General features: G+C 74.7%; 25 protein-coding genes. 14 read left to right on the forward strand and 11 right to left on the reverse strand.

Features of this window, described 5'->3' with window-relative positions:
• Nucleotides 1–20: 20 nt before the first annotated feature.
• Nucleotides 21–1028 (reverse strand): NAD-dependent epimerase/dehydratase family protein, encoded by a 1008-nt coding sequence (locus ACIQVT_RS25115; RefSeq protein ID WP_403758170.1) that lies wholly within the window; start codon nucleotides 1026–1028, stop codon nucleotides 21–23.
• Nucleotides 1029–2723: 1695 nt separating this feature from the next.
• On the opposite strand from ACIQVT_RS25115, the gene ACIQVT_RS25120 reads away from it, so the two are divergent.
• Complete coding sequence (locus tag ACIQVT_RS25120) at nucleotides 2724–3287, forward strand: hemerythrin domain-containing protein (RefSeq protein ID WP_403758172.1); 564 nt, start codon at nucleotides 2724–2726, stop codon at nucleotides 3285–3287.
• A 104-nt stretch (nucleotides 3288–3391) separates the two neighbouring features.
• Here the strand turns inward: ACIQVT_RS25120 and ACIQVT_RS25125 are convergent, their stop codons facing one another.
• A complete protein-coding gene (locus tag ACIQVT_RS25125; protein WP_403758175.1) occupies nucleotides 3392–3730 on the reverse strand; it encodes a DUF3040 domain-containing protein in 339 nt (112 codons plus the stop codon).
• A gap of 572 nt (nucleotides 3731–4302) precedes the next feature.
• Between ACIQVT_RS25125 and dhaK the strand changes: the two genes are divergently transcribed.
• The 3 genes from dhaK to ACIQVT_RS25140 all read left to right on the forward strand — a co-directional run bounded on the left by dhaK (nucleotide 4303) and on the right by ACIQVT_RS25140 (nucleotide 6370).
• The gene (dhaK, locus tag ACIQVT_RS25130) at nucleotides 4303–5295 is read left to right on the forward strand and encodes a dihydroxyacetone kinase subunit DhaK (RefSeq protein WP_403758178.1); all 993 of its coding nucleotides are present in this window, start codon (nucleotides 4303–4305) and stop codon (nucleotides 5293–5295) included.
• 66 nt (nucleotides 5296–5361) lie between these two features.
• Nucleotides 5362–5970: a dihydroxyacetone kinase subunit DhaL gene (gene dhaL, locus ACIQVT_RS25135; protein WP_403758181.1), complete on the forward strand. Its 609-nt coding sequence runs from the start codon at nucleotides 5362–5364 to the stop codon at nucleotides 5968–5970.
• Nucleotides 5963–6370: a PTS fructose transporter subunit IIA gene (locus tag ACIQVT_RS25140; RefSeq protein WP_403758184.1), complete on the forward strand. Its 408-nt coding sequence runs from the start codon at nucleotides 5963–5965 to the stop codon at nucleotides 6368–6370. The genes dhaL and ACIQVT_RS25140 overlap by 8 nt, the downstream gene beginning before the upstream one ends.
• Nucleotides 6371–6590: 220 nt before the next feature.
• Here ACIQVT_RS25140 and ACIQVT_RS25145 read toward each other — a convergent pair whose 3' ends face one another.
• Nucleotides 6591–7340, reverse strand: a complete 750-nt coding sequence (locus ACIQVT_RS25145) for a glycoside hydrolase family 75 protein (protein WP_403758186.1) — start codon at nucleotides 7338–7340, stop codon at nucleotides 6591–6593.
• A gap of 429 nt (nucleotides 7341–7769) precedes the next feature.
• On the opposite strand from ACIQVT_RS25145, the gene ACIQVT_RS25150 reads away from it, so the two are divergent.
• On the forward strand, nucleotides 7770–8744 hold the full coding sequence (locus ACIQVT_RS25150; protein WP_403758189.1) for a fibronectin type III domain-containing protein: 975 nt from the start codon (nucleotides 7770–7772) through the stop codon (nucleotides 8742–8744).
• Nucleotides 8745–8919: 175 nt separating this feature from the next.
• Nucleotides 8920–9459: a hypothetical protein gene (locus ACIQVT_RS25155; protein ID WP_403758191.1), complete on the forward strand. Its 540-nt coding sequence runs from the start codon at nucleotides 8920–8922 to the stop codon at nucleotides 9457–9459.
• A gap of 132 nt (nucleotides 9460–9591) precedes the next feature.
• Here the strand turns inward: ACIQVT_RS25155 and ACIQVT_RS25160 are convergent, their stop codons facing one another.
• Nucleotides 9592–10113: a DUF4188 domain-containing protein gene (locus ACIQVT_RS25160; RefSeq protein WP_403758194.1), complete on the reverse strand. Its 522-nt coding sequence runs from the start codon at nucleotides 10111–10113 to the stop codon at nucleotides 9592–9594.
• A gap of 83 nt (nucleotides 10114–10196) precedes the next feature.
• Between ACIQVT_RS25160 and ACIQVT_RS25165 the strand changes: the two genes are divergently transcribed.
• Nucleotides 10197–10832, forward strand: coding sequence for a MerR family transcriptional regulator (locus ACIQVT_RS25165; protein WP_403758199.1), 636 nt, complete (start codon nucleotides 10197–10199; stop codon nucleotides 10830–10832).
• Between the two features lie 16 nt (nucleotides 10833–10848).
• Here ACIQVT_RS25165 and ACIQVT_RS25170 read toward each other — a convergent pair whose 3' ends face one another.
• Both ACIQVT_RS25170 and ACIQVT_RS25175 read right to left on the reverse strand, forming a co-directional pair.
• The gene (locus ACIQVT_RS25170) at nucleotides 10849–11412 is read right to left on the reverse strand and encodes a PadR family transcriptional regulator (RefSeq protein WP_403758202.1); all 564 of its coding nucleotides are present in this window, start codon (nucleotides 11410–11412) and stop codon (nucleotides 10849–10851) included.
• A 110-nt stretch (nucleotides 11413–11522) separates the two neighbouring features.
• On the reverse strand, nucleotides 11523–13538 hold the full coding sequence (locus tag ACIQVT_RS25175) for an FAD-dependent oxidoreductase (RefSeq protein ID WP_403758205.1): 2016 nt from the start codon (nucleotides 13536–13538) through the stop codon (nucleotides 11523–11525).
• A 160-nt stretch (nucleotides 13539–13698) separates the two neighbouring features.
• Between ACIQVT_RS25175 and ACIQVT_RS25180 the strand changes: the two genes are divergently transcribed.
• Nucleotides 13699–14094 carry a tautomerase family protein gene (locus ACIQVT_RS25180; protein ID WP_403758208.1) on the forward strand — a complete coding sequence of 132 codons (396 nt, stop codon included), beginning with the start codon at nucleotides 13699–13701 and terminating at the stop codon, nucleotides 14092–14094.
• Nucleotides 14095–14104: 10 nt separating this feature from the next.
• On the opposite strand, the gene ACIQVT_RS25185 is transcribed toward ACIQVT_RS25180, so the two are convergent.
• Both ACIQVT_RS25185 and ACIQVT_RS25190 read right to left on the reverse strand, forming a co-directional pair.
• Nucleotides 14105–14473 (reverse strand): hypothetical protein, encoded by a 369-nt coding sequence (locus ACIQVT_RS25185; RefSeq protein WP_403758211.1) that lies wholly within the window; start codon nucleotides 14471–14473, stop codon nucleotides 14105–14107.
• Nucleotides 14474–14569: 96 nt separating this feature from the next.
• Entirely contained in the window at nucleotides 14570–15448 is an 879-nt protein-coding gene (locus tag ACIQVT_RS25190) for a hypothetical protein (RefSeq protein WP_403758214.1), read from the reverse strand.
• A gap of 310 nt (nucleotides 15449–15758) precedes the next feature.
• Between ACIQVT_RS25190 and ACIQVT_RS25195 the strand changes: the two genes are divergently transcribed.
• The gene (locus ACIQVT_RS25195; RefSeq protein WP_403758218.1) at nucleotides 15759–17858 is read left to right on the forward strand and encodes a SpoIIE family protein phosphatase; all 2100 of its coding nucleotides are present in this window, start codon (nucleotides 15759–15761) and stop codon (nucleotides 17856–17858) included.
• 50 nt (nucleotides 17859–17908) lie between these two features.
• Here ACIQVT_RS25195 and ACIQVT_RS25200 read toward each other — a convergent pair whose 3' ends face one another.
• Together ACIQVT_RS25200 and ACIQVT_RS25205 are read right to left on the reverse strand one after the other, a co-directional pair.
• Nucleotides 17909–18694 carry a putative protein N(5)-glutamine methyltransferase gene (locus tag ACIQVT_RS25200; protein WP_403758221.1) on the reverse strand — a complete coding sequence of 262 codons (786 nt, stop codon included), beginning with the start codon at nucleotides 18692–18694 and terminating at the stop codon, nucleotides 17909–17911.
• 269 nt (nucleotides 18695–18963) lie between these two features.
• The gene (locus ACIQVT_RS25205) at nucleotides 18964–20076 is read right to left on the reverse strand and encodes a hypothetical protein (protein WP_403758224.1); all 1113 of its coding nucleotides are present in this window, start codon (nucleotides 20074–20076) and stop codon (nucleotides 18964–18966) included.
• A 125-nt stretch (nucleotides 20077–20201) separates the two neighbouring features.
• Here ACIQVT_RS25205 and ACIQVT_RS25210 point away from each other — a divergent pair, with 125 nt between their 5' ends.
• The gene (locus ACIQVT_RS25210) at nucleotides 20202–20636 is read left to right on the forward strand and encodes a MarR family winged helix-turn-helix transcriptional regulator (protein ID WP_403758658.1); all 435 of its coding nucleotides are present in this window, start codon (nucleotides 20202–20204) and stop codon (nucleotides 20634–20636) included.
• 112 nt (nucleotides 20637–20748) lie between these two features.
• Here ACIQVT_RS25210 and ACIQVT_RS25215 read toward each other — a convergent pair whose 3' ends face one another.
• On the reverse strand, nucleotides 20749–21513 hold the full coding sequence (locus tag ACIQVT_RS25215; protein WP_403758227.1) for a GNAT family N-acetyltransferase: 765 nt from the start codon (nucleotides 21511–21513) through the stop codon (nucleotides 20749–20751).
• A 203-nt stretch (nucleotides 21514–21716) separates the two neighbouring features.
• Here ACIQVT_RS25215 and ACIQVT_RS25220 point away from each other — a divergent pair, with 203 nt between their 5' ends.
• From ACIQVT_RS25220 to ACIQVT_RS25235, 4 genes are all read left to right on the forward strand, one after another.
• Nucleotides 21717–22322 (forward strand): sulfite oxidase-like oxidoreductase, encoded by a 606-nt coding sequence (locus ACIQVT_RS25220; protein ID WP_403758230.1) that lies wholly within the window; start codon nucleotides 21717–21719, stop codon nucleotides 22320–22322.
• A gap of 112 nt (nucleotides 22323–22434) precedes the next feature.
• Entirely contained in the window at nucleotides 22435–23154 is a 720-nt protein-coding gene (locus ACIQVT_RS25225) for a ferredoxin reductase (RefSeq protein WP_403758661.1), read from the forward strand.
• 300 nt (nucleotides 23155–23454) lie between these two features.
• Complete coding sequence (locus tag ACIQVT_RS25230; RefSeq protein ID WP_403758233.1) at nucleotides 23455–24423, forward strand: acetylxylan esterase; 969 nt, start codon at nucleotides 23455–23457, stop codon at nucleotides 24421–24423.
• A gap of 141 nt (nucleotides 24424–24564) precedes the next feature.
• The gene (locus tag ACIQVT_RS25235) at nucleotides 24565–25755 is read left to right on the forward strand and encodes a serine hydrolase domain-containing protein (protein ID WP_403758236.1); all 1191 of its coding nucleotides are present in this window, start codon (nucleotides 24565–24567) and stop codon (nucleotides 25753–25755) included.
• Nucleotides 25756–25828: the final 73 nt, after the last annotated feature.

A 25828-nucleotide genomic window follows, 5' to 3' on the forward strand; every position in this document is an offset into this window, starting at 1 on the left:
TCCAGGGCCGGGGGCGGGGGTCAGGACTGCGGGGCCGGGACCTCCGCGCGCGGGGCCGGTTCCGGGGGCAGGGCGGAGAAGTAGGCGATGGTCTGCTTCAGGCCTTCCTCCCAGGGGACCTGCGGGGACCAGCCGAGCAGTTCGCGCGCCAGGGTGGTGTCGGGGCGGCGCCGGCCGGGGTCGTCCACGGGCCGGTCTATGAACGCGATGGGCGAGCGGGAACCGGTCAGGGCGACCACCCGTCGGGCCAGGTCGGCGACGGTGATCTCGTCGCTGCCACCGATGTTGACGGGCCGTACGGAACGGCTGGCGGCCACCCGCAGGATGCCGTCGACGGTGTCGTCGACGTAGCACAGCGAGCGGGTCTGGCTGCCGTCGCCGGTCACCGTGAGGGGTTCGCCGGCCAGGGCCTGGGAGATGAACGTCGGTACCGCGCGGCCGTCGTGGGCCCGCATGCGCGGCCCGTAGGTGTTGAACAGCCGCACTATCCCGGCGTTCGTCCCCCGGGTGCCCGCGTGCGCGGTCACCAGGGCCTCGCCGAACCGCTTGGACTCGTCGTACACGCTGCGCGGGCCGACCGGGTTGACGTTGCCCCAGTAGCCCTCGTGCTGCGGGTGCACCAGCGGATCGCCGTACACCTCGGAGGTGGAGGCCAGCAGGAAGCGGGCGCCGTCGCGTTCGGCGATCGTCAGCGCGTTGCGGGTGCCGAGGCTGCCGACGTCCAGTGTCTCCAGGGGCATCCGCAGGTAGTCGGCGGGTGAGGCGGGGCAGGCGAAGTGCAGGACCAGGTCGTAGGGGCCGGGCAGCAGTCCGGTGCACTCGGCCGTGGAGACGTCGCAGTGCACGTACCGGAAGCCGGACCGGTCCTCCAGGTGCGCGACGTTCTCGCGCCGCCCGCAGGCCAGGTTGTCGGCACAGTCGACTTCGACGCCCGAATCCAGCAGCCGTTCGCACAGATGGGAGCCGAGGAAGCCGGCACCGCCGGTCACGAGGGCGCGCCGCCAGGAGAACGGTGTCTCAGCAGTCATGGGACTGTTCCTTCGTCCACGTCGTTCGCGCCCCGGAGATGCCCTGGCCGGGCACGGGCGCGTACTGCGTCGCCGGGACCGACGTCGTCGGGCCCGCTGGGAGAGAAGGGGAGGGAGAGGGCCGGGTCCCCGCGCATCCGGAGGACCGCCCTGGCCGGCCGCCGCTTGCTGGACGGCACTGGCAGCTGGGTTCCCCTGCCAGTTGGGTTCACACCTTGGATTCTGATTCTCCGGGATCAGTGCCGCTCGCGCGACTTAAGGCGCCCCGCGCACCCACGCCGGGCGGCCCTGGTCACGCGTTGTGCGGGCCGGCTGACGCGCGTGGAGCGGGTCGTGGCGGGGCCCGCCACGACGGAGGCGCTCCGCCCGGACCGCACGGCGCGCCCCGCCCCGCGCACCCGACGTGACCCGGGACAACTCACCGCCGGGCGAGCCGGGTTCAGGTACTGCACACAACTGGCGGTGGCCCGGTAGGGAGCGAGAGTGGGTGCGAGGAGGCGGGTCGGTTCTCGCCGCGGCCGGCTCCGCATCCGGTTCAGCGGTCGGCTGACGGTCAGGGCGCGCCCGGGACGGACCGGCCGCGGGGCGCCGGAGCGGCCCGCGGGCTCCCCGCCGAAGTCGCGCGGGGGGCCGACGCGGGCGGCGTCGCCTCCATGCCCACGGCGGTCGGTATCGAGCGGGGGTCGACGGCGAGCGGGGGCGCGCGGGGGGCCACGGCGAGCGGGGCCGCGCGTTGTGCCCACGGCAAGCAGGCTCCCCGCCGGAGTCGCGCAGGGGCCGACGCAGGCGGTGTCGCCCGCGTCCCCACGGCAGGCGGTATCGCGCGGGGGCGACGGCAAGCGAGGCGCGCGGGCCGACACGGGTGGTGTGGCCCCGTGCCGACGGCGGGCGGTGTCGCTCGCACGCCCAAGCCGAGCGGGATCGTGCGGGGGGCCGACGGTGACCGGTGTCAGGCGCGTGCCGACGGCGGGCGGGCCGACGCAGGCGGTGTCGCGCGCGTGCCGACGGCAAGCAAGGCTCGCGTGCCGACGCGCGTGGTGTGGCCCGCGTGCCGACGGCGGGCGGTGTCGCTCGCACGCCCAAGCCGAGCGGGGTCGCGCGGGGGGCCGACGGCGGGCGGGCCGACGCAGGCGGTGTCGCGCGCGTGCCGACGGCAAGCAAGGCTCGCGGGCCGACGCGCGTGGTGTGGCCCGCGTGCCCACGGCGGGCGGTGTCGCTCGCACGCCCAAGCCGAGCGGGGTTGCGCAGGGGGCCGACGGTGAGCGGTGTCAGGCGCGTGCCGACGGCGGGCGGGCCGACGCGGGCGGTGTCGCGCGCGTGCCCACGGCGAACGGTGTCGCTCGCACGCCCAAGCCGAGCGGGGTCGTGCGCGTGCCCACGGCGAGCTGGGCCGCGCGCGGGCCGACGCGGGCGGTGTCGTTCCCGTGCCCACGGCGAGCGGGATCGCACGGGGACCGACGGTGAGCGGTGTCGGGCGGGTGCCGACGGCGGACGGGTCGCGGGCGTGCCCATGGCGGCCACATGGTGGGCCAGCGTCGGCAGGGGCGCCGCCGGGAGCGGGCCGGACGGTCGCCCTCCGCCACCCGATGTGCTGACCGGGCGGCGGGGACCGTGTACCGCGGCGTCCCCGGGGCACCCGGCCGGACGACGGCCGGCCGCTCACGGGCCGCCGCGTGTCATTCAGGAGGTACGACGATGGGTCACGGCGGAAACGTCATCCAGGAGCTGACCACCGACCACCGTGAGGTCGAGGAGATCTTCGGCCGGATCGAGGCGCTGCCGCCCGGTTCCAGCGAGCGCAAGGACCTGGCCGACCAGGCCACGATCGAGCTGGTCCGCCACTCGGTGGCGGAGGAGGCCTATCTGTACCCGGCGGTGCGCGAACACCTGACGGGCGGGGACGCCCTGGCCGACAAGGAGCTGGAGGACCACGCCAAGGCCGAGCAGATCATGAAGGACCTGGAGGGCTGTCAGGCGGACGACCCCCGGTTCGACACGCTCATGGCCCAGCTGATGACCGAGATCCGCTCCCATGTGGCCGACGAGGAGCAGAACCTTTTCCCGCAGCTGGAGTCGGCCTGTTCCGCCGACGCGCTGATGACCCTCGGCGACAAGGTGCGCCGGGCGAAGAAGACGGCGCCCACCCGTCCGCACCCGGCGGCGCCGGACAAGCCCCCGGCCAACAAGCTGCTGGCCCCGGGTGCCGGTCTGGTCGACCGGATGCGCGACGCGCTGTCGGGGCGGGGCAAGGAGAGCTGACACGACACCACCCGGAGCGGCGGGGCGGGGCCGGGCACGTCGCCCGGCCCCGCCTCCCGTAGTGGCCCCCCTTCCGGTCGGCCCCCTGCCCGTCGCGGCGGGGCTCACAGCCAGGGGGTGACCCGCGCGCCGGAGCGGGCGCGGGGGCCGGTGGCCCGGCACAGCAGCCGGAACACCTGCAAGAGGGTCAGCGGCCAGAGCGCCGCGAAGCACCACAGCAGCGCCGGGTCCGAGGTGCGGATGCCCATGACGGCCACGAACACGGACGCGGCCGTCAGCAGCCCGACGGCGGCCGGGAGCCAGCCAGGACCGCTCGGGCAGCCCATCCGGCGCGCGAACCGGCGGTCCTGCCGGAGCCTCGCCTCCATCTGCACCAGCGCGAGCCGCTCACGCGGTGACAGCTGTACCTCGTCGTGCATCTCCCACCTCTCCCAGTCGTCCACGGCAACGGCACCTCCTGCGCCGGGCGGCGGTCCCCGTGTTCCGGACGCCGAGTTCCCCGGACGGCGCGGGCGATGCCGGGCGTCCCGGGGGCCCCGGTGGGTGGGCCGGGGGTGGAGAAAAGTCCACCCCCGGGTCGGTGGCCACCCCGACTGGAAGGACGCTCGCGCGCGGGCACGATGGAGGGGGTCCAGTCCCGCCGTCCGTCCACAGGGAGCCACCGTGTCCGAGCCCGCCGAGGCGCAACCGGTCGAGGAACACCCCATGTGGCCCTGGGTGGTGCTGGCGGCCGTCACGGTCTGCGTCCTGATCGTCCTCCTCAACGTCCTGGTACCGGGGTGAGCGTGGGGCTCCCCGAGGGTGGTCACCCATCGCCACGGAAGGTAAACAATCCGGGCTAGAGGTGACCTCGGCTGGCACAAGGTCGATACTGCCAATGAGACGAACCAGAAGAGGGAGTGGTCAGGAACGGTCGGGAGTTGACTTCCGCCAAGATCAGAGTATCCACCTCCGCGCCGGTGACCTGCCAGAACGCAGTCCTGAGCCCTAGCGCCAAGCTCACGAGGAGACACCCATGAGGATGCTGATCAACGTGCCGGAGACCGTCGTGGCGGACGCGCTGCGCGGCTTCGCGGCCGCGTATCCCGACCTCACCGTCGACGTGGAGAACCGGGTCATCGTCCGCCGGGACTCCCCCGTGGCCGGGCAGGTCGCGCTGGTCTCGGGCGGCGGATCGGGGCACGAGCCGCTGCACGGCGGGTTCGTCGGGCCGGGCATGCTGTCCGCCGCCTGTCCGGGTGAGGTGTTCACCTCGCCGGTGCCGGACCAGATGGCGCGCGCCGCGGCGGCCGTGGACAGCGGGGCGGGTGTGCTGTTCGTGGTGAAGAACTACACCGGCGACGTGCTGAACTTCGACATGGCGGCCGAGCTGGCCGAGGACGAGGGCATCCAGGTCGCCAAGGTGCTCGTCGACGACGACGTGGCGGTCACCGACAGCCTCTACACGGCCGGACGGCGCGGCACCGGGGCGACGCTGTTCGTGGAGAAGATCGCGGGCGCCGCCGCGGCCGAGGGCCTGCCCCTGGAGCGGGTCGAGGCCATCGGCCGTCAGGTCAACGAGAACTCGCGCAGCTTCGGCGTCGCCCTGAGCGCCTGCACGACGCCCGCCAAGGGGAGCCCGACCTTCGACCTGCCCGACGGCGAGCTGGAGCTGGGCGTCGGCATCCACGGCGAGCCGGGCCGGGAGCGGCGGCCCATGATGACGTCCGGGGAGATAGCCGACTTCGCGGTCGACGCCGTCCTGACGGACATGCCGCCGCGCAGCCCGGTCCTGCTGCTGGTCAACGGCATGGGCGCCACCCCGCTGCTGGAGCTGTACGGCTTCCACGCCGAGGTGCAGCGGGTGCTGCGCGAGCGGGGGGTCGCCGTGGCCCGCACCCTGGTCGGCAACTACGTCACCTCGCTGGACATGGCGGGCGCCTCGGTGACCCTGTGCCAGGCCGACGAGGAACTGCTGCGGTTGTGGGACGCGCCGGTGCGCACCCCGGCGCTGCGCTGGGGCATGTGAGCCCCGCAAGGAGACGATCACCGTCCCGGCCGCACCGGCCGGCAGTCCTACGAACAAGGAGATCCCGTGCTCGACGCCGACTTCTTCCGCCGTTGGATGACGGCGACCGCCGCGTCCGTCGACCGTGAGGCGGAGCGGCTCACCGCCCTCGACTCCGCCATCGGGGACGCCGACCACGGCAGCAACCTCCAGCGCGGGTTCACCGCGGTCACGGCCACCCTGGAGAAGGAGGACCCGGGGACTCCGGGGGCCGTACTGACCCTGGCCGGCCGCCAGTTGATCTCGACCGTCGGCGGTGCGTCCGGGCCGCTGTACGGCACCCTGCTGCGCCGGACCGGGAAGGCGCTCGGTGACGGCGCCGAGGTCGACGCGGAGCAGCTGGCACAGGCGCTGCGCGCGGGCGTCGACGGGGTGATGACGCTCGGCGGGGCGGCACCGGGCGACAAGACCATGATCGACGCGCTGGTGCCGGCCGTGGACGCCCTGGCCACGGGTTTCGCGGCCGCGCGGGCCGCCGCCGAGGAGGGCGCACGGGCCACGACGCCGCTGCGGGCGCGCAAGGGCCGGGCGAGTTACCTCGGCGAGCGCAGCGTCGGCCACCAGGACCCGGGGGCGACCTCGTCGGCGCTGCTCATCGCCGCGCTGGCCGACACGGCGGAGGCGGACGGTGAGTGAGGACAGGGCGGTCGGGATCGTACTGGTGTCGCACAGCGCGGATGTGGCCGCTTCCGTGGCGGCACTGGCCGAGGGTCTGACGGGCGGCGCGGAGGTCCGGGTGGCCGCGGCGGGCGGCACCGAGGGGGGTGGGCTGGGCACCAGCGCCGACCTGATCGCCGCCGCGGCGGCCTCGGTGGACCGCGGGGCCGGGGTGGCCGTCCTCACCGACCTGGGCAGCGCGGTGCTCACCGTGAAGGCGCTGCTCGCCGAGGGCGACGAACTGCCGGAGGGCACCCGCCTGGTGGACGCTCCGTTCGTGGAGGGCGCGGTGGCCGCGGTGGTCACGGCGGCCGCGGGGGGCGACCTGGACGCCGTCGAGGCGGCGGCGGCGGAGGCGTACGACTACCGCAAGGTGTGACGACCGCGCGGCGCCCGGGGAGCCGGCCGGTACCGCGCCGGCCGGTGCCCGTCGCCCGTGAGGGTGCTCGACCGGGTGCCGCCCTCCCCGGCGCGGGAGCGGCGGGAGCGGGCCGCCGGGGCCAGTCCGGCCGCCGGGCCCCGTGGAACGCGGCCCGGGGGCCGGTCGTGCCCCGACGGCGGTGGCGCGGTGGTCCGGTGGCGGGCTCGACGAGCCGTGTTCACCGGGGGATGGGGTGGCCCAGGACCGCTCGCCAGGGCAGATCGGCCACGGCGGCGGTGATGAAGCGGCCGGCCAGACGACGGCCCTCGGCCACCGCCGCGGCGTGGTCCTCGATCGGGGTCACGCGGGAGTGGCGGAAGACGATGTAGGTGACGCCGGAGGGCGCGCCGCCGGAGCGGGGGTCGGGCGGGATGCCGAGGCTGCGGGCGGTGGCGTAGGAGGCCTCGCCGATGAGGTCGCGCGGGCCGGTGTCGCCGACGACCGCGTACCGCACCCGGTCCCGGTAGACGACGGCGGCCACGGAGCCGCCCCGGACGCCGTGCGCGCGCTGGTTCCAGCGTCTGCTGGGCCCGGGGACGACGATGTACGGCAGGCGTTCGGCGTTCAGGTGCCGGCCGTCGGACTGCTGGAAGGCGGTGGCGGGGGCGAACAGCGGGTCCGTGCGGCGGTTGCACCGCGCGGTGGGCCGCCCGTCGCAGTCGATGTCCAGGTCGGCCTTCCAGAACACGGCCTCGCGGGTGCCGCAGACGGGGACGGTCGCGGCGGTGTCGGCGTCGGTGCGGTAGCGGCCCCGGGAGACCTGGGCGCACGTGTCGGTGCGGGCCAGCAGCTCGGCGGCGGTGACCCGGCCCTCGTCGGTGGCCGCAGGCCGCTCGCGCGGCGGTACGGCGGTGGCCGGGACGGGCAGGGCCGCGGGGGCGAGCAGGGCGGCGCCGGCGGCGGCCAGCGTCAGCGACGGGACACGCACGATGAGGGACCCTCTCCTCGGGGACATGACGGGCATCCAGCCCACTGTGGTGCGGGACCGGGCGCGCGCACGTCGGGGCCGCTCCGAAAGGGCCGGATGGAGCACGTATCTGACACCCCGTGAGGGGACGCCCGGGGCGGACGCCGAAGGGGTCGTACGGCGCGGCGTCCAGGGGCCGGGGGTCCGGGCCGTCTCCGCCCGGGACCCCCGGCCAACCACGTCGGCGCGGGACCGGCGACGACAGCGTGTCCGCGCCGTCGGGCCGAACTCCGCCTGTGCATAAGGCAGTTCGGCCCTGGACCGCTCAGTCTACGCGACGGCCGGCGGAGGCCGGACCGGCGGCCCCCTTGCTGTGACCACACCCACCGGTCCATATTGGTCCGGACCTTTGACCGCGCCCGTGCTCACCGCTCCAGGGGAGGAACAGCCGTGCGACGCGTTCCCGTTCCGCTCGTGCCGGCCTGCGCGGCCCTGCTGCTGACCGTGTCCTGCGGCTGGGGCGGTACCGGAGAGGCCGACGAGGGGCGGGCGCCGGGTGCTCCGGTGGGGGTCACCGCCGCCGCGGGCAGCGCCACCAGCGTGCACGTCATGTGGAACGCCCTGCCGGCCGGATCCGGGGTCCGCTCCTACGAGATATACCGCGGCACCACGAAAGTGGCGGACGTGCCGGATTCGGAGCACATGGTGGACGTCGTCAGGCTCAGGCCGTCCACCATGTACGCGTTCACCGTGCGCGCCCGGGACACCTCGGGCCGGCTGAGCCCGCCGAGCCGGGCGGTACGGGCGCGGACGCCGGCCGTGGTGGCGGCGGACCACTCGGCGCCCACCCGGCCGCGGGACACCGTCGGGCGGGCCGTCGGCAGCCGCGCGGTCCAGCTGTCCTGGGGCGCGTCCCGCGACGACCGGGGGGTGGTGTCGTACGAGGTCTACCAGGGCGGCGTGAAGATCCACAGCGTGGGCGGCACCCAGACCGCCACGGTGGTCACGGGTCTGCGCCCCGGCAGCCGCTACGTCTTCACGGTGCGGGCCCGGGACGCCGCCGACAACCTCTCCCCCGCCGGCACCCGGATCCGCCTGACCACCCCGGGCAGGGACGACGGCCGGGACACCGCGCCCACCCGGTTCACCGCCGCCACCCACCGGTCCGGCGGGGCCTACTACATCGACCTGGCCTGGGACCCGCCGCGCACGGACGGCGTGGTCACCGAGTACCAGATCCAGCTGGACGGCGCCGAGGCGACCTCCCTCGTGTGGGGCGGCACGCCGCCGCGCGGCCGGGCGCACCACAGCTTCTACACGGGCACGGCGGCCGGCGAGAGGCACCGGGTGCGGCTGCGGGCCCGGCTGCCCGACGGCACCTGGGGCGGCTACTCGGCACAACGCACGGTGACGACCGGCGGGTGACGGGCGCGCCCGGCACGCCCCGTCACCCGGGCGGCGCAACCGGTCACCCGGCCGGGCGTCCCCGGCGTGCGGGGCCGCCGGGGGCGACGTTGGCTGCGGTTGAGGCGCACGGACGCTTCCCGACCCCAGGCGGCGCATGGGACGTACCGCCAACCGTGCCGCCGGAGGCCAGCCCATGCACACCTCACGACTCCTGCTCCGCTCCGGATCGACCCTGGCGGCCGCCGTCGCGCTCCCGGTCGTTCTCGCCGGGCCGTCCGCCGCCGCCTCGGGCATCTCGGTCAGCACCACCGGCTCCACCGTCTCGGTGGTCACCAGCGCGTGCACCCAGATCAACGGCGGTTGGGGCACGGCGGCCCTGCTCTCCAGCCGCCAGGCCAGCTTCGGCCAGGGCCGGCAGGTGGCCCTGTCGGGCACGTCCGTCAGCCAGTCCGCGGCCTGGACGGGGGTGAGCCCGGGCACCTTCACCGTGGTGGTGGTCTGCTCCAGCGGCAGCACCGCGGGCAGCCAGTCGGTGATCGTCTCCGGACGCACCGCGCCGACGATCTCGGCGACGTCCACCGCGGCACCCTCCCGCGGGGTGATGGGCGGCCTCGGCGGTGCCGCCCGTGACTACGGCCCGCTGACCCTCGGGGTCGGCGCGGCCCTGGTCGGCGCCGGGGTCGTCGCCGCGGGCTGGGTGCTGCGCCGCCGCGCGAAGCCGTACCGGCTCTGAGCACCCGGCACGGCGTGCCGCCGGCCGGCCCGGGCCCGGACCGCCGGCCGGTGGTCCGGGCCGCGGGTATGCCCCCGGCCGGCTGCTCGCCCCGGCGGCCCGGACCGCCTCCTGAGGCCGCCGGCCGGTCCCCTAGGCCGGAGCGTGCTCCGCGTCGCCGCGGCCGGTCCCGTCCGCCAGTCGCTGCGCCGCCCGCTCCCCGCGCCGGCCGACGGGCTCGACACCCCAGGCCGCGCCGAGTCCGGCGGGCGGCATGTCGACGTAGACCGACTCGTAGGAACCGGCCGGGACGATGTACGTCTCGTGCCAGATCCCCACCGCGCCCCCGCCGGCCCGCACGCGGCGGTTGAACGCCGCCCAGGCGGGGCGGTGCTGCCCGTTCCGGTCGGAGGCGTAGGCGAGCAGCTTCTCGCGGGACTCCCAGTACTGGACGACGGTGAACGTGCGGGGACCGCCGCCCAGCCCCCGGGGGCCCAGCAGACCGCTGTCGTCGTCCCCCGCGAGTTCCGCCAGCATGCGCGGCATCGCGGTGAGGACGGGGAGCCAGTGGCGCACCGCGCGCCAGCGGTTGATCCGCATCCCGATGAGGAAGACGACCACGTCGCCCTCCGCGGCGGCCGTGACCCGGTTCCCGGCTGTCGGTGCCCTGCCCATGGCGTGCTCCGTTCCCCCTGATTGTTGGATAGCGACGCTATCCATGCTTGGATAGTGCCACTGTCCAAGGGAGGGCGCAAGAGATGCGGCTGGCGGAGTTGAGGGAGCGCAGCGGGGTGTCGGCCGCCACGATCAAGTACTACCTGCGGGAAGGACTCCTCCAGCCCGGGCGCCGGGTCTCCGCCACCCAGGCCGAGTACGGCGAGGACCACCTGCGGCGGCTGCGGCTGGTGCGGGCGCTGATCCAGATCGGCGGGGTCCCGGTGGCCGCCGCGCGCGAGGTGATCGCCGCCGCGGAGGACGAGTCGCTCGACCACCACCTGCGGCTGGGCGCGGCCACCCGGGCGCTGCCTTGCGCGCAGGCCCCGGCCGACGACGATCCGGCGGTGGAGACCGCCCGCCGCTCGGTGGAGGGGCTGCTGGCACGGCTGGGCTGGTCCTGCGAGGCCGGCGCGGACGTGCCCGACCCCGCCCACCGGCGGCTCGTCGACTCGGTCGCCGCGCTGGTCCGGCTCGGCTACCCCTGCGACACCGAGCACCTGCTGCCCTACGGGACGCTGGCGGCGCGACTGGCGGTCACGGACCTGGACATGGTCGAGGAGCAGCCCACCGCGACCGGGCAGATCGAGGCGGCCGTCGCCCTGACGGTGCTGTACGAACCGGTGCTGCTGAGCCTGCGGCGCATGGCCCACGCGCGGGAGTCGGCCCGCCGGTTCTGAAGACGCGGTACGCGGGTCAGCGTGCCCCGGCGCCGGGCTCCTCGCCGGGCGGTTCCGCGAACTCCGCGAGGGCGCGGGTGAGCCACTGGGTCCAGAAGGTCTCCAGGTCGATGCCCGCCCGCAGCACCAGGTGGCGCAGCCGGTCCCCGGGAGTGTCCCGGTCCGGCGGGAAGTCGCGCCGCTCGATCTCCTGGTATTCCGCCAACTGCGTGCGGTGCAAGTCCAGATGGCGGCGCAGATCGGGCTCGATGCCCTCCGTGCCGACCACGGCCGCCGCGCGCAGCCGCAGCAGGAGCACGTCCCGCTGGGGCTTCGGGTCCTGCGCGGCGGCGGTCCAGCGGGCCAGTTCCGCGCGGCCCGCCGGGAGCACCTCGTAGCTCTTCTTCTGGCCGCGGGCCGGCTGTTCGGCCGGCAGCGCGCGGATGAGGCCGTCCGCCTCCAGTCTGCCCAGCTCGCGGTAGATCTGCTGGTGCGTCGCGGACCAGAAGTAGCCGATCGACTTGTCGAACCGGCGGGTCAGCTCCAGCCCCGACGAGGGTTTTTCCAGCAGGGCGGTGAGGATCGCGTGCGGGAGTGACATGGGCTCATCCTAGGGACGGGCGGCGGGCGGGCCGGGCGCGCGCTCCCGGGCCGGGCCCGGGGCTGACGCCGGGACCGGACCGGGGACCGCGCGCCCGGGGGTGGAATGCCTCAGAGGGCCGCCGCCAGTTCGGTGCCCTGCTTGATGGCCCGCTTGGCGTCGAGTTCGGCCGCGACGTCGGCGCCGCCGATGAGGTGCGCGCTCCGCCCGGCGGCGACCAGCTCGTCGTACAGGTCGCGGCGCGGGTCCTGGCCGGTGCAGAGCACCACGGTGTCGACCTCCAGGACGGTGCTCTCCTCACCGACGGTGATGTGCAGTCCGGCGTCGTCGATCCGGTCGTAGCGCACGCCCGGCACCATGGTGACGCCCCGCTGCTTCAGCTCGGTGCGGTGGATCCAGCCGGTGGTCTTGCCGAGCCCGGCGCCGACCTTGCTGGTCTTGCGCTGGAGCAGGTGGACCTGGCGGGGCGGCGCGGGCCGCACCGGCGCGGCGAGGCCGCCGGGCGCCTGGTAGGCGGTGTCGACGCCCCACTGGCGGAAGTAGGTCTCCGGGTCCTCGTGCGCCTTGTCGCCGCCGTCGGTGAGGTACTCGGCGACGTCGAAGCCGATGCCGCCGGCGCCCAGCACGGCGACGCGCTCGCCGACGGGGGCGCCGTCGCGCAGCACGTCGAGGTAGCCGAGGACGCGGGGGTGGTCGACGCCCGGGAGGTCCGGGGTGCGCGGGGTGACGCCGGTGGCGACGACGACCTCGTCGTAGCCGGCCACGGTGTCGGCGGTGACCCAGGTGTCGAGGCGTACGTCGACGCCGTGGGCCCGGAGCTGGTGGCCGAAGTAGCGCAGGGTCTCGTCGAACTCCTGCTTGCCGGGGACCTTGCGGGCGACGTTGAGCTGTCCGCCGATCTCGCTCCCGGCGTCGAACAGGGTGACGGCGTGGCCCCGTCCGGCGGCGGCGACCGCGCAGGCCAGTCCGGCCGGACCGGCGCCGACGACGGCGACGCGCTTCTTCAACCGGGTCGGCGAGAGCACCAGCTCGGTCTCGTGGCAGGCGCGCGGGTTGACCAGGCAGGAGGTGATCTGCCCGCTGAACGTGTGGTCCAGGCAGGCCTGGTTGCAGCCGATGCAGGTGTTGATGGCCTCCGGGGTCCCGGCGGCGGCCTTGGCGACGAAGTCGGGGTCGGCGAGCATCGGGCGGGCCATGGACACCATGTCGGCGCAGCCGCCGGCCAGCAGTTCCTCGGCCAGCTCCGGGGTGTTGATCCGGTTGGTGGTGATCAGCGGCACCGACACCTGGCCCATCAGCTTCTTGGTGACCCAGGTGTAGGCGCCGCGCGGCACGGAGGTGGCGATGGTGGGGATGCGGGCCTCGTGCCAGCCGATGCCGGTGTTGATGAGTGTCGCCCCGGCGGCCTCCACGGCCCGGCCGAGGGTGACGACCTCCGCCAGCGAGGAGCCGCCCGGGACGAGGTCCAGCATGGACAGCCGGTAGATGACGATGAAGTCCTCACCGACGGCCTCGCGCACCCGCCGGACGATCTCGACGGGGAACCGCATGCGGTTCTCGTACGAGCCACCCCAGCGGTCGGTGCGCCGGTTGGTCTGCGCGGCGATGAACTCGTTGATCAGGTAGCCCTCGGAGCCCATGATCTCCACGCCGTCGTAACCGGCCTCACGGGCCAGGCGGGCGGCGCGGACGTAGTCCCCGATGGTCCGCTCGATGTCGGCGTCGGTCAGCTCGCGCGGCACGAAGGGGCTGATCGGCGCCTGGAGCGGGCTCGGCGCGACGAGGTCCCGGTGGTAGGCGTACCGGCCGAAGTGCAGGATCTGCATGGCGATCCGGCCGCCCTCGCGGTGCACGGCCTCGGTGATCACCCGGTGCTGTCCGGCCTCCGCCTCGGTGACGAGCTTGGCTCCGCCCTCGTACGGCCGTCCCTCGTCGTTGGGCGCGATGCCGCCGGTGACGATGAGTCCCACTCCCCCGCGCGCGCGGGCCGCGTAGAACGCCGCCATCCGCTCGAAGCCGTTCTCCGCCTCCTCCAGGCCGACGTGCATCGAGCCCATGAGCACGCGGTTGGGCAGGGTGGTGAACCCCAGGTCGAGCGGGGTCATCAGGTGCGGGTAACGGCTCATCGGGGCCCTCCGTGCGCGGTGTCGTCACTCCCTGTTGTAGAGGAAGCCCCACGCTTTATGCAACTAGTTGCACAACCACTCGCACGTGACACCAGCCACTCTGTACCTACTTGTATGTACAGAAGATCGCCATCACAGCGCCCACCGGAAGGACGCCGCCGTGCCCCTCGTCCGTATAGACACCCTCGGCACCGACCCGGCCCGCCTGGCCGCGCTCGGCGAGGCCGTCCACGAAGCCGTGGTCGACGCGCTCGGTGTGCCGTCCGGGGACCGCTTTCAGGTGCTGACCGGCCACGACGGCGTCCACAGCGTCCTGCGCCACGGTGACCACCCGGGCGTGCGCCGCGACGACTCGGTGGTGTTCGTCGCGATCACCCTGCGCGCCGGACGCGACGCGGACGTCAAGCGGGCGCTGTACCGGCGGGTGCACGAACGCACCGGCACCGAGCCGCGCAACGTGCTCGTCACCCTGACCGAGAACGGCTGCGCCGACTGGTCCTTCGGCCACGGCCTGGCGCACTACGCCCCGGCCGGTGGAGCACCGGCCGGGGCGTAGGGGCGTGGGGTCAGCGGCTCTCCAGGCGCAGGTGGAGGTCCCGTTCCTGGTCGCCGGAGGCGGAGGTCTCCCGCACGCTGAACATCGAGTCCAGGGTGGTGCGGAACCGGTTGATGGCCCAGGGGCCGCCCTGGACGTCCGCCTCGACCGCCGAGCCCAGGCGGACCTCGGGGCAGTCGCCCTCACGGCTGTCCGCGACGTCGTAGGTGCCGGACCACACCATCGGGCGTGACTCGTGCAGCTGCTGAGGCGGCTCGTCCGCGCCCCGGTCGGAGGCGAAGCACGACCCCAGCGCGTCGAAGACGATGCGGGCGTCCTCCGCGGAGCCGCTGAGCTCCACCGTGACGGTTTCCGCGTTCGACCGCTCCGTGTCTGTCATTGATGCCAGTCCTTTCGTAGCCGCGCTGCGGTGGAACGGGTATCCCGCCGAACCGCGTCCATCCTCAGGAAAACATCACAGGCCGCCGCGCACACCTCAGCTCTGGGCGAACTTGTACGTCTTGCTGTCCGTCAGCACGCAGAAGCCGGGCGAGACGACGATGACGCGCAGGACGCCGCTGCGGCGGTCGTAGTCGATGCCCTCCGCCTCGAAGTTCCCGGCGCAGGAGCTGCGCAGCGGCAGCTGGCGCAGTGCGGTGACGTGGCCGGAGACGTCCGTGCCGTCCGGGGCGGCGGACAGGTCGATGCGCAGCAGCGGCTTGGTGTAGCCGAAGAGCGAGCCGTCCGGGTCGTCGGAGGAGCACAGCAGGGTGGTCGGCCCGGAGAAGTCGCAGCCCTGGACGTCGCGGACGGCGTGGTCCAGCCGGACGGTGCCGGTCTGCGGGAGGTTCGCCGAGGGCGAGGTGGACGGGTTGGCGCCCGGGGTGGGGAAGACCAGCAGCCGGGTCATCGTGCCCCACTCGCCGGACAGCATCCACCGGCTGTCGGGCGAGACGGCCGCCCAAGAGTTGTTCAGGGCCTCGTCGGGGCCCAGCGTGTGGACGTACTCCGACCAGGTGCCGTCGGGGGCCTGTACGCGGAACATCTTCGAGTTGCCGGAGTCCCGCTGGTAGGGCTCGATGTAGTAGCCGCCGTAGGTGGCGTCGGGGTCGCCCACGTGGTTCCAGCCCCGGGCGGAGAGGCCGACGGGGACGGTGCCGATGCCGGTGTAGCGGTTGGGGCTGTTCGCGGGCACCTCCACCGAGGCCAGGCCCTGGCTCTCGGTCAGCGGGTCGGCGCGGTCGGAGCCGGTCTCGGTCCAGGTGCCGGCCGCGGCGGCGGGCGTGGGCACGGCGAGGGAGACGACGGCGGCGGTGGCGAGGGCGATGAGACCGGCGAGGGCTGCGTGACGGCGTTCCCGGACGGACGCGGGCATAGGGGCTCCTGGGCGGGGGGTGGAGGCACTCGGTCGGCGGACAGTCTGGCGTGGCGCGATAGTCATGTACAGGCCAATGCAGCAACATGAGCGTGAACTCTCACGGGCCGCGGGACCGCGCGGTACGGTCCCGGCAGCGGCCCGCACCGCGCGGAGCGCCGGCGACGACGGGGCGGACACCCGGCGCCGTGTTGAGGGATGGTGGAGGTGGACGGCGAAGGCGGCGGAGACTCGGTGTGAGCACGGTGGAACCAGGGGAGTCGGCACGGGGGACGACGTGCCGTGCGGACGGGCGAAGGCGGTGCGTGGCATGAGTGCAGCCGAGGCTCCGGCGGCCGAGGGCGACGGACCCGTGCGCGGGCCGTTGCGGCCCGGCGGGCTGCTCGACGTGCTGGGGGTGGCGTCGGTGGTCCTGGACACGGACGGCCGCATCGTCCTGTGGAGTCCGCAGGCCGAGGAGCTGTTCGGGTACACCGCGCCGGAGGCCCTCGGGCAGTACGCCGCCCGGCTGATGGTGCACGAACGGCACACGCGGCTGGTCGGCGACCTCTTCGCCGACGTGATGCGCACCGGGCAGAGCTGGGCCGGCGGCTTCCCGGTGAAGCACAAGGACGGCAGCACCCGTCTGGTGGAGTTCCGCAACATGCGCCTGACGGACGACCGCGGGGACGTGTACGCGCTCGGGCTCGCCGCCGACCAGTCGACCGTCCGGCGGCTGGAGCAGGACGTGGCGCTGTCCGAGCGGATGGTGCAGCAGTCCCCCATCGGCTACGGCGTCCTCGACACCCGGCTGCGGTTCGTCTCGGTCAACCCGGCCCTGGAGCGGATCAACGGCATCCCCGCCGCCGAGCACGTGGGCCGCACCCTGCGCGAGGTACTCCCCCGGGTGGACGCCGACGCGCTGGAGGCCGCCACCCGGCGGGTCCTGGAGACGGGCGTGCCGCTGGTGGACGACACCCTCGTCGGCCGTACCGCGGCGGACCCGGACCGGGACCACACCTGGTCCCACTCGCTGTACCGGCTGGAGGACGCCATGGGCAACGTGCTCGGTGTGGCGGTCTCCCTGGTCGACATCACCGAACAGCACCAGGCCTCCGTGGAGGCGGAGGCGGCCCGCCGCCGGCTCGCGGTCGTCGCCGACGCCTCCGCGCGCATCGGCACGACGCTCGAACTGGAGCGGACCGCTCGCGAACTGGCCGACGTCGCCGTGCCCGAGCTGGCGGACGTGGCCGCCGTCGACCTGCTGGACGCGGTGGTGGAGGGGCGTCCCAGCACCCTGGGACCGTCGGAGTCCGCGGTGATCCGGGCGCTCGCGGTCCGCCCGGACGACGACACCGAGGCGGTCCGGGCCGCCGACCCGCCCGGCCAGATCGCCCACTACGAGTCCGACCGCCTGGTCACCGAGTGCGTGCGCACGGGTGAGGCGGTCCTGGTCCCGCGGGTGAAGGACGACGACCTGCCGCGCATCGCCCGCTCCGCCGAGGCGGCCGTGCTGCTGGGCCGGGCGGGCCTGCACTCGTACCTCGCGGTGCCGCTGATCGCGCGCGGCGAGGTACTGGGCGCCCTGGACCTCAAGCGCACCCGCAATCCCGCGCCGTTCGACGAGGACGACGTGCTGCTGGCGCGGGAGCTGGCCGCGCGGGCGGCCGTGCAGATCGACAACGCGCGCTGGTACCAGAACGCCCGCAACACCGCGCTCACCCTCCAGCGCAGTCTGCTGCCCGGCCATCCGCCGCTCACCACCGGCCTGGAGGTCGCCTCCCGCTACCAGCCGGCGGGCGCGACCAGCGAGGTCGGCGGCGACTGGTTCGACGTCATCCCGCTGGACGGGGGCAAGACGGCGCTCGTCGTGGGCGACGTGATGGGCAGCGGCATCAGCGCCGCCGCCACGATGGGCCGGCTGCGCACCGCGACCACCACCCTCGCCTCGCTCGACCTCGACCCGGCCCGGCTGCTGGAACAGCTGGACAGGACCACGTCGGCCCTGGACCACTCCATCGCGACCTGCGTCTACGCCGTCCACGACCCGCACCTGCGGCGCTGCCGGATCGCCAACGCCGGCCACCTGCCGCCGGCCCGGGTCCGGCCCGGCCGCCCGCCGGAGCTGCTCGACCTGCCCACGGGCGTGCCCCTCGGCGTGGGCGGGGTCGCCTTCTCCACGGTCACCGTCGACTTCGAACCCGGTGACGAGCTGGTCTTCTACACCGACGGGCTGGTCGAGACCCGCCGCCACTCGCTGGACGAACGCCTGGACTTCCTGCTGTCCCTGCTCGACGATCCCGGACGCCCCCTGGAGGAGACCTGCGACCTCCTCCTGCGCACCCTCCACCACCCGGACAACCACGACGACGTCGCCCTGCTCATCGCCCGCGCGCAGTCACTCGATGAGCGCCCGCCCGCGGGGACCTGACCGGCGCCGCGCCGTGCGGCCTCCGTCGGGCGGTGCCGGCGGAGCGGCGGTCAGGGGAGCACGCCGATGACCACGTGCGCGTACCGCTCCCGCGACACCGCCAGACGTGTCGTCAGACCCGCCCGGGTGAACACCCGGACCGCGTCCGCCGCCTGGCGCTCACTGGTCTCCGTCAGCAGGCAGCCGCCGGGCGCCAGCCAGCCGGGCGCCCCCGCGGCCACCCGGCGCAGCACGTCCAGGCCGTCCGCGCCGCCGTCCAGGGCGACCAGCGGCTCGTGGTCGCGGGCCTCCGGCGGCAGCAGGGGCACGTCGGCGGTGGGGACGTACGGCACGTTCGCCATCAGCACGTCGACCCGGCCACGCAGGCGGGCCGGCAGGGCGTCGTACAGGTCGCCCCGGTGCGCCCGGCCGCCGAACGCGCCGAGATTGCGGCGGGCGCAGCGTACGGCGACCGGGTCGATGTCGGCGGCGTGCACCTCGGCGCCGCCGAGGTGGGCGGCGAGGGCCGCGCCCAGCGCGCCGGAACCGCAGCACAGGTCCACGGCGACGGCGGCGCGCGGCGCCGCGGCGAGCGCCTGCTCGACCAGGAACTCGGTGCGGCGGCGGGGCACGAACACCCCGGGTTCCACGGCGATGCGCAGCCCGTGGAACCCGGCCCAGCCGAGGACCTGTTCGAGCGGCAGCCCGGCGGCGCGCCGGTCCACCATGGCGGCCGTCTCCTCGGGGGTGCGGGCGGTGGCGAGGATCAGTTCCGCCTCGTCCTCGGCGAAGACGCACCCGGCGGCACGCAGCGCGGAGACGACGGCGGAGGGGGAGGGCGGTACGGGAGTGGGCATGGATGCCTTTCGGGAGCGCGAAGCATCAGGGCGCTCCCGCGGTCACCGCTGCCGGTGCACCGCGCCGTAAGGAGGGGTGAGCACCCCGGCCGACACAGCGGTGATGGGACTCACCTCCTCGCCCTCGGGGCCGCGGACCCCCGCGACCGGACGGTCACACTACCGCAACGCTCCGCCACGGCCCACCGCACCGGGGAACGGGAACGGCCGCGTGCGTCACGCGGCCGTGAGTCCGTCCTCCGGGCGGGCGGCGCCTCGGGCGCGGTCGGTCAGACCCCGACCGTCTCCTCGATCTCCTCCTCGGCCGCTTCCTCGGCGTCCGCCCCGGACGCCGCCCCGTCCCGGGCGCGGACCGCGGATCCGACGGACGCGGCGCCGGTCCCGGTCTCCGTCGCGGTCCCGGCGGCAGGCCCCTGCGGCGCCGGGCGGCGGGTGCGCTCGTACAGGCCGGCGACGGCGGTCACCAGCAGACCGGCCAGCAGCCAGCCCGCGAGGGTCCACAGGTCGCGCGCGAGGCCGTCGCCACCGAAGTAGAGCAGGCTGCGGGCGCCCTCGACGAGACCCGCGCCGTTCCAGAAGGCGTGCAGGGTGCCGAAGAAGCCGTTCTGGAGCTCGGGACGGAACAGTCCGCCGGAGCTGGTGAAGTTCAGCATCACGAACAGCACCATCATGGCCAGCGTCGTCCAGCGCTTGAGGAAGGTGTGCAGGCCGACGCCGACGAGGAGGATGCCGGCCGAGTACAGCCAGGCCATGCCCCACACGCCCGCGAGGTCGTGGTGGGCGAGGTGGAACACCGGGCCGGCGAGGAGCGCGCCGATGCCGCCGACCACGGCGGAGACGCCGAGCGCGAGCAGCGCGCGCACGCGCATCGCGAGCGCGGCACCCGCGGCGCCGAGCGCGGCGACCGAGGCGTAGGAGCCGATGCTGACCGCGACCAGCAGGAAGAACAGGCCCTGTCCGGTGGGGTCGTCGGCGACGGGCGCGGCCACGTCGGTGACCTTCAGCGGCAGGCCCCGCTCGGCGGCGACCGGCATGAAGACCTTCTCCACGGCGGTCGCGCCCATGTCGGAGGCGGCACTGGCGACCAGCAGCTCGGGGGCCTTCGCGCTGGGCACATAAGCGCCGGTGACGTCTCGGGAGTCGAGCAGACGGACGGCGTCGGCGCGCGTGGCGACGGTACGGACGTCGAGCCCGTCCCCCGCGGTGTCCTTGACCGTCTGCGCGAAGACCTTGGTCTGCGGGGCGGTGCCGACGACGGCGACCGGCAGGTGGTGCGGCTCGGGGGTGACGAACGCACCCATGTAGGCGAGCCCCATGCCGATGCACATCAGCAGCGGGGTGATCAGGTGCGTGAGCACGTGGCGCAGTGCCGGTGACCTCATCGCGCGCGGCCCTCCAAAGGTTGGCTTATACAACTCATTTTCTAGTTGTACTATACAACTAGAACCCCGGAGGAGGTATTCCCGTGAGCGCAGCGGAGTCGGCCGTCGAGACGATCCAGCGCGAGATGACCGTGTTCGCCCGCCGGGCCCGGGCCTCGGCCGGCCGCATGCACCCCGAGCTGTCGCTGGTGTCCTACACCCTGCTGGGCCACCTGGAGGAGCGCGGCGGCTGCCGGGCCACCGACCTGGCGGCCCACTACGCCCTGGACAAGTCCACGGTGAGCCGCCAGGTGGCCGCGCTGGAGCGGGCCGGGCTGATCGAACGCCGGCTGGACCCGGAGGACCACCGGGTACAGGTGCTGCACCTGACCGGGGCCGGCGAGGACATCCTCGCCCAGGTCACCCGCAGCCGCCGGACCGCCTTCCGGGAGCGGCTCGCGGACTGGCCCGAGGAGGACCTGGTGCGCTTCGCGGCCTACCTGGAGCGGTACAACGCGGCCCCGGGCGACACGAGCACCGACACCGGCTCCGCCCCGGGCACCGGCACCGGCCTCGACTGAGCACCCGCCCGGACACGGCACCGCGGAGGTGTCGCACCCGGACCGGGCACCGGCCGGGCGCCCGGCCGGCTCACGGCTCCGGCCGGCTCACCGCCCCGGCCGGTCCTCGCGGTCACGCCACCGGAACCGCCGGCCGCCCGTCCACCAGCCGCTGCGGCGCGCGGGCCGCCAGGAACAGGGTGTGGCGGCGCAGCCGGAAGCCCAGCGACTCGTACAGCCGCACGGCCCTGGTGTTCTGCGCGCCGGTGTGCAGGAACGGGGTCTCGGCGCGCTCCCGGATGCCGTGCGCGACCGCGAGGACCAGCCGGGTGGCCAGCCCCTCGCCGCGGAAGGCCGGATCGGTGCAGACCGCGCTGATCTCGGTCCAGCCCGGCGGGTGCAGCCGCTCCCCCGCCATGGCGACGAGCGCGCCGCCGCGCCGGATGCCCAGGTAGGTGCCGAGTTCCACGGTGCGCGGCAGGAACGGGCCCGGCTCGGTGCGGGCCACGAGGTCGAGCATCTCGGGGACGTCCGCCGGGCCCAGGCGCACCGCTTCGGCGTCCGGGGCGGCGGCGACGCCGTCGTCGACCAACTGCACGCCCTCCACCCGGGAGGTGATCTCCCAGCCCTCCGGCACCTCCCCCCGGTAGCCGGGCAGCGGGACCTCGGCGCCCGGCCCCGCCAGTTCGGCGAGGTCCGCCCAGTCCTGGGCGTCCGGCACATCGGGCAGGGCCAGCCACGGCGAGACGTCGAGGGGGTAGCGCAGCACCCGGCCGCGCCGCTCGGCGAAGTGGGCGTGCGGGCCGGTCAGGGAGGCGAGCGCCGGATTGTCGAGGACGTGCGGGACTTCGGCGGCACTCTGACCGGGACCGCCCGGACCGCTGCTCACGATGCTCACGCGGCCACCTCGGTCGCCGCCCTCGGGACGTACTGCTGGAACATCCTCGTTTCCTCGCTCTCCTCGCGCCGACACCGGCACTGAGCGGCAAGGAGACGTACCGGGCCGGGTATTCCCGGCCTCAGGAACAGTTCACGCCATCGCAATGATCGGGCGCGTGACCAGGGGCGGGGCCCCCGATGGCGGCAGCGTACGGTTGAACCATGAACGTCACGCGAGGCTTCACGGGCCGCCCGCGCGTCCACCGGCCCGGGCTCCCGCCCGGACAGTACGACGCGGGTGACGACTGGCCCGTCCTGTCCGCCGAGGTCACCCCGGACCTCGGGCCCGGCGACTGGTCCTTCCGGATCGACGGCCTGGTCGAGGAGGAGCACACCTGGGACTGGGACGCCGCCCACGCGCTGCCGGCGTCGGCGTACGAGGGTGACATCCACTGCGTGACCGGCTGGTCGAAGTTCGGCGTGGGATTCGGCGGCGTCTCGCTGGACGCCTTCTTCGATGTGGTGCGACCCCATGTGTCCGCCACCCATGCCATCGCCTACTCCCACACGGGTTACACCACCAACCTGCCCCTCTCCGACCTCACCGGCGGCCGGGCCTGGATCGCCTGGGAGTACGGGGGCGAGCCGCTGCCCGCCGAGCACGGCGGCCCGGCCCGGTTGCTGGTACCGCATCTCTACTTCTGGAAGAGCGCCAAGTGGATCGCGGGCATCACGCTCCTCGACCACGACGAGCCCGGTTTCTGGGAGCGCAACGGCTACCACGCCCGCGGCAACCCCTGGGAGGAGCAGAGGTACTCCGGTGACTGAGACGGTGACCCAGCCGGCGCCCGGGCCGGCACCAGGCACGACGGCCCGCGCGGCGACCGAGACGGCGACCGGTACGGCGAGCGGTACGCCGGCCGCCGTGGCACGGTTCGCGGTGCCCGGACGGATCGCGGTGAGCGAGGGCGCGGCGGCGGTGTGGCGGACCGCCACCCTGACGGAGATCCGGCGCGAGACGCCCCGGGCGACCACGTTCCGCCTGGCCGTGCCGGAGTGGGCGGGACATCTGCCCGGCCAGCACCTCCTGCTGCGGCTGACCGCGCCGGACGGGTACGTCGCGCAACGCCACTACTCGATCGCGTCGGCGCCGGACGGCTCCGGGCACATCGAGCTGACCCTCGACCGGGTGCCGGACGGCGAGGTCTCCGGCTGGTTCCACACCGTGGCCCGGCCCGGTGACACCGTCGAGGTACGCGGCCCGGTGAGCGGCTTCTTCGCCTGGCCGGGCGACCGGCCCGCGCTGCTGCTCGGGGCCGGTTCCGGGGTCGTGCCGCTGATGTCGATGGTCCGGCACCACCGGGCGCGCGGCCTGACCGTGCCGCTGCGGCTGCTGGTGTCCGCGCGCAGCCCGGAGGAGCTGATCTACGCGGCGGAGCTGGGCGCCGAGACGACGCCCGTGTTCACCCGCAGCGCGCCGACCGGTGTGCCGGTGGGCCGTATGTCGGCCGCACATGTGGCGCCGCTCCTGGCCGAGCCGCCGACCGGTGGGTGGGAGGCCTATGTGTGCGGATCCAACGCGTTCGCCGAGCACGCGTCCCGGCTGCTGGTCGCGGCGGGGCAGCCGGTGGACCGCATCCGGATCGAGCGGTTCGGCTGAGCCACCGGGGATCGCCGGCGGACGGTCGACCCGGCCACGCGTCCTCGGTCACCGGTCCGCGGCCACCCGTCCTCGGCCACCGGCTGCGGGCGGCCGGCAGCCGGGGCCCGGCCACCCGTGCCCGGAGCCGCTCACCCGCCCCGCCCGGAGCAAGCGCTTACTCACGGTCCGGCCAGCGGCGCTCTCCGCCTCCCGCCGGACCTCCCCGAGATCGCTTCCCCTGCTCACGGCCCTGGCGGGGCGTCCGGCCGTCCACGTACGGTGAGGTGACGCAGTCTCCCTTCACCAAGGCGGTTGTTGATGGCCCTGTTCGACCTCCCCCTCGACGAACTCCGCGCGTACCGCAGTGGGTCCACCGCGCCCGCGGACTTCGACACCTTCTGGGACAAGACGCTCCAGGAGGCGCGCGAGCACGACCTGGACGCGCGGTTCGAGCCGGTGGAGACCGGGCTGTCCACGGTCGAGGTGTACGACGTGACGTTCGCCGGGTTCGGCGGCCACCCCGTGAAGGGCTGGCTGCGCCTGCCGGCCGGGGCCACCGAACCTCTGCCGCTGGTCGTGGAGTTCCTCGGGTACGGCGGCGGGCGCGGTCTGGCGCACGAGAACCTCCTGTGGGCGTCGACGGGCCGGGCGCACTTCCTGATGGACACCCGCGGGCAGGGCAGCGCCTGGGGCGGCGGGGGCGCGACGGCGGACCCGGTGGGCGCGGCACCGTCGTATCCCGGCTTCATGACGCGGGGCATCGAGGCGCCCGAGAGCTACTACTACCGCCGGGTGTTCACGGACGCCGTGCGGGCGGTCGAGGCGGCCCGTTCACATCCGCTGGCCGACGCGACGCGGACGGTGGCGCTCGGCGCGAGCCAGGGCGGCGGCATCACGCTGGCCGTCGGCGCCCTGGTCCCCGACCTGGTCGCCATCGCCCCGGACGTGCCGTTCCTGTGCGACTTCCCGCGGGCGGCCACACTGACGGACCGTCATCCGTACCGGGAGATCGGCCTGTTCCTCAAGACGCACCGCGGACGCCTGACGGACGCGCTGCGCACCCTGTCCTACTTCGACGGGGTGCACTTCGCGGCCCGCGGCCGGGCCCCGGCCCTGTTCTCGACGGCGCTGGAGGACGAGACCTGCCCGCCGTCGACCGTGTTCGCGGCGTTCAACGCGTGGGCCGCGGAGGACAAGACGATCGAGGTGTACGACTTCAACGACCACGAGGGCGGCGGCCCCTTCCACGAGGCGGCGAAGGTGCGCTGGCTGCGGTCGTACGCCTGATCCACCGCCCCCGCCCCCCCGTGGGCGGGGGCGGGCCGGGAGGACGTCCCCACCCTTCCCTCCGGTCCGACCAGTCGGTATGTTCGGAGCGCCCGGGCCGCGGTGGCGCGGCCCGGTCTTCCCGGCGACGACGGAGGCCACATGTCCGCGCAGGAGACACGGCAGACACCTCAACCCGAGGCAGCGGTCCACGGGCACTGCGACCCGCGGTTCGCGGCGGTGCGGGAGGTGTTCGAGGAGAACTTCCGGGAGCGGGACGAACTCGGCGCCGCGGTGGCGGTCACCGTGGCGGGTGAGACGGTGGTGGACCTGTGGGGTGGCTGGGCGGACGCGGCCGGCACCCGGCCCTGGGAACGCGACACCGTGGTGAACGTGTGGTCGACCACCAAGGGGCCGGTGGCGCTGTGCGCGCACCTGCTCGCCGACCGGGGACTGCTCGACCTCGACGCCCCGGTCGCCGACTACTGGCCGGAATTCGCCGCCGCGGGCAAGGAGAAGGTGCTCGTCCGGCACCTGTTGTCCCACCGGGCCGGGCTCTGCGGCCTGCGGGAGCCGCACTCTCTGGAGCAGCTGTACGACTGGGAGCTGACGACCGCGCGGCTCGCGGCCATGGCCCCGTGGTGGGAGCCGGGCACCCGGTCCGGGTACCACGCGCTGACGTACGGCTTCATGGTCGGAGAGGTCGTGCGCCGGGTCTCGGGGCTGCTGCCGGGAGCCTTCCTGGCGCGGGAGGTGACCGGACCGCTCGGGATCGACTTCACCGTCGGCCTGCCGGAGCGGGAGTCCGCCCGGGCCGCCGAACTGGTGCGCGCCCCGGTCGCGACGAGCGGCCGGCAGGCGGCCCTCTTCGGCCGGCTGGCACCCGCCGCGCTGGCCGCCCTGACCAATCCCGTGGCCGGCGCGGCGGAGGCCAACACCCCCGCCTGGCGGGCGGCGGAGATCCCCGCGGCCAACGGGCACGGCACCGCCCGCGCGGTGGCGGCCCTGTACGGCGTGTTCGCCGGGCGCGGCTCCCACGGCGGCCGGCGGATCCTGTCGCCGGAGGCGGTGGAGCGGGTGCGCGAGGGGCAGGGGCGCTGCCGCGACCTCGTGCTCGGCGCGGGGATCGACCGGGAGACGGAGATCGGGCTCGGACTGTGGCTGAGCGGACCGCAGGGCTCGTACGGACCGAATGAGCGTGCTTTCGGCCATGACGGGTTCGGCGGTTCCTGCGGACTCGCCGACCCCGAGGCGGGCGTGTCTCTGGGTTACGTGATGAACCGGATGGGGCCGCACATCGCCGACGATCCCCGGAAGACCGCCCTGGTCGACGCCCTCTACAGCGCTCTGTGACCCCGTGCCGCGCCCCCGGGTGACCACGCACCGTGCGGACGGGTTTCGGCCGAACCGACGGACCACCCTTCCC

The sequence above is a fragment of the Streptomyces sp. NPDC100445 genome, from assembly GCF_044759735.1.
GTDB lineage: Bacteria > Actinomycetota > Actinomycetes > Streptomycetales > Streptomycetaceae > Streptomyces.